Annotated in this window: 2 protein-coding genes and 1 pseudogene; 1 reads left to right on the top strand and 2 read right to left on the bottom strand. The window is 70.0% G+C overall.

The features are described 5' to 3' along the window. The coding region (locus HW445_RS25150) for an MFS transporter (protein ID WP_180223205.1) at positions 1–1,905 on the bottom strand (1,905 nt) is incomplete at its 3' end. Positions 1,906–1,933: 28 nt separating this feature from the next. Continuing rightward, positions 1,934–2,392 carry a MarR family winged helix-turn-helix transcriptional regulator gene (locus tag HW445_RS25145; RefSeq protein ID WP_180223204.1) on the bottom strand — a complete coding sequence of 153 codons (459 nt, stop codon included), beginning with the start codon at positions 2,390–2,392 and terminating at the stop codon, positions 1,934–1,936. A gap of 268 nt (positions 2,393–2,660) precedes the next feature. Between HW445_RS25145 and HW445_RS34460 the strand changes: the two are divergent. Continuing rightward, positions 2,661–2,843 (top strand): annotated as a pseudogene (locus HW445_RS34460) (hypothetical protein); the annotation flags it as partial.

The following is a 2,843-nucleotide window of genomic DNA, read 5'->3' as shown; positions in this document are numbered from 1 at the left end:
GCCGTCGGCCGAGGCGATCAGCACGTAGGAGCCGACACCCGGGGCGTCCACCGCGTAGGCGCCGTCGGCCTGGGCGATGGCCCGGCCGAGCTGACGGCCCTCGAGGGAGATCAGCGTCACCGCCGCGTGCGGCAGCGGGGCGTTGTCGGCGTTGCGGACGTGGCCGTGGACCGGAAGCCCCGGGCGCTCCGGGGCCGCCGTGGCGGCGACCGCGTTGGCCGTGGTGGCGGCGACGGCTCCGGCGGACGGAGCGGCGTGCTTCGGGCCCGCGGGGGCGGTACCGGGCGCCTCGGCCTGGTCGGCGGAGACCGATCCGGAGGCCTCCTCCATCGCGGAGTGCGTCTTCAGCGGGACCTCCTTGATGAAGATCGTCAGGACGAACGCCAACAGGGCGATCGGCGCGGAGATCAGGAAGATGTCCGCGATGCCGTGGCCGTAGGCGCTCTCCATCACCTCACGCAGCGGGCCGGGCAGGGCGGAGACGTCCGGGATGGAGTCGCTCGCGTTGCCGGAGCCCATCGCCGCGGCGTACTTCGGCGGCAGGTCGGCCAGACCGTCCTTGACGTAGTCGGTGACCTGGTTCGCCAGCACCGCGCCGAAGGCGGAGACGCCCACCGCGCCGCCCAGCGAGCGGAAGAAGTTGGCCACCGAGCTGGCCGCGCCGAGGTCGCTGGGGGCGACCTGGTTCTGCGCCGCGAGCAGCAGGTTCTGCATCATCATGCCGACGCCCACGCCCATCACGGCCATGAAGACGGCGACGTGCCAGTACGGCGTGTCGTAGCGGATGGTGCCCAGCAGGCCCAGGCCCGCGGCGAGCAGGAAGCCGCCGGCCACCAGCCAGGCCTTCCACTTGCCGGTCCGGGTGATCAGGTTGCCGGAGACGGTGGAGGAGACGAACAGACCACCGATCATCGGGATGGTCAGCACGCCGGACATGGTCGGCGACTCGCCCCGCGCCAGCTGGAAGTACTGGGCGAAGAAGATGGTGCCGGCGAACATGCCGATGCCCACGAAGAGCGAGGCGAACGCGGAGAGCGCGACGGTGCGGTTGCGGAACAGCCGCAGCGGGATGATCGGCTCGGAAGCCTTCGACTCGACCAGCAGGAAGAGCAGGGTCAGGGCGATCGAACCGCCCACCATCGCGTAGGTCTGCCAGGAGATCCACTCGTACTTGTCACCGGCGAAGGTGACCCAGAGCAGGAGCAGGCAGGTCGCGGCGGCGACCAGGGTGGCGCCCAGCCAGTCGACCTTCACCTTCCGCTTGACCGTCGGGACGTTCAGCGTCTTCTGCAGCACGATCAGGGCGACCACGGCGAACGGGATGCCCACGTAGAAGCACCAGCGCCAGCCCAGCGACTCGGTGTCGGTGATGACGCCGCCCAGCAGCGGACCACCCACGGTTGCGACCGCGAACACCGCGCCGAGGTAGCCGGCGTACTTCCCGCGTTCCCGCGGGGAAATGATCGAGGCCAGGATGACCTGGGACAGCGCCGCGAGGCCACCGCCGCCGATGCCCTGGAAGACGCGGAAGGCGATCAGCGTCTCGGGGTTCTGGGAGAAGCCCGCGCCCGCCGAGGCGACCACGAAGATGACCAGGGCTATCTGGATCAGCAGCTTCTTGTTGAAGAGGTCGGCGAGCTTGCCCCACAGCGGGGTGGACGCCGTCATCGCCAGCAGCGAGGAGGTGACCACCCAGGTGTAGGCGGACTGGCCGCCGCCCAGGTCGGCGATGATCCGCGGCATCGCGTTGCCCACGATGGTGGAGGAGATCATCGCCACGAACATGCCGAGCATGAGGCCCGACAGGGCCTCCAAGATCTGCCGGTGCGTCATCTGGACGCCGCCGGAGGTCCCTCCCCCGTGCTCGGCGCTGGCCCGCACACCGGCTGGTGTGGTGGTTGCCATACGTTTCCTTCGTCTACTGGGTGGTCGTCTACTGGGTGTGCTGCGTGGTCGTGGTGCGACGGCAGTCGCCGAAGCTCTGCCGGAAGCGCGTCATCAGCTCGGTGAGCCGGGTGACGTCCTCGTCGCTCCAGTCGTCGAGCCACTCGGAGAGCAGCGCGGTCGACCGGCGGGACAGGTCCGCGATCTGGTCGTGGCCCGCCTCGGTGAGACGCAGCAGGCGTGACCGCTTGTCGTCCGGGTCGGGCAGCCGCTCGACCCATCCGCGGTCGGCGACGTGCGAGACGTGCCGGCTGCACACGGAGATGTCCACCGCGAGCAGCTCGGCGAGCCGGCTCAGGCGCATGTCCCCGTGGCGGTCCAGGAGGGTCAGCACGGCGGCCGATCCGGACGGGCACTCGGGGGGCAGCTGCCGCCCCAGTTCCCGTTTGACGGCGCCGACGGCGCTGAGCTGTCTCAGCAGCTCCTCGAACTGCGCCTGCCTGGCCATCCAGCCTCCCGGGGACCCTGCCGATTCGTTGCCATACGCAACCGTAGGAGTAGTTGGTTGCAGTAGGCAAATGAAATCGGTGTTACCTACATCAAAACTTGGCAAAGGCAAGTATTGGCGAAAGTGAAGGTTCGGTAAGAGTGCAGGTCACGGCCGGTTCGGGCGGGTTGGCACCGGTTTCGGGGCGGGGCGGGTGGTGGGCCGGGGGCCGGACCGGGCGCCGGATCGGGTGCGCGGCGGATGCGGCGGACGGGCGGGTGAGCGGGGCGTGCGGGCCGGAGGGAGGTTCCGGGCGGGCCGGGGGTCGGTTCCGGGCCGGTCGCGGACAGCACTTGGGGGACGTGCCCGCCATTCGCTAGGGTCGTGGACCATGGCTAACACCCAGGGCCCCCAGGGCAATTACGACCCGGCCGGCAGCACTCAGATGTTCCGCGCGTTCGTCGACGAGGCG

The organism is Streptomyces sp. UH6 (assembly GCF_013421635.1).
Classification (GTDB): domain Bacteria; phylum Actinomycetota; class Actinomycetes; order Streptomycetales; family Streptomycetaceae; genus Streptomyces; species Streptomyces abyssomicinicus.
The sequence above is the reverse complement of the archived record's forward strand: the minus strand, read 5'-3'. Positions and strand labels throughout refer to the sequence as shown.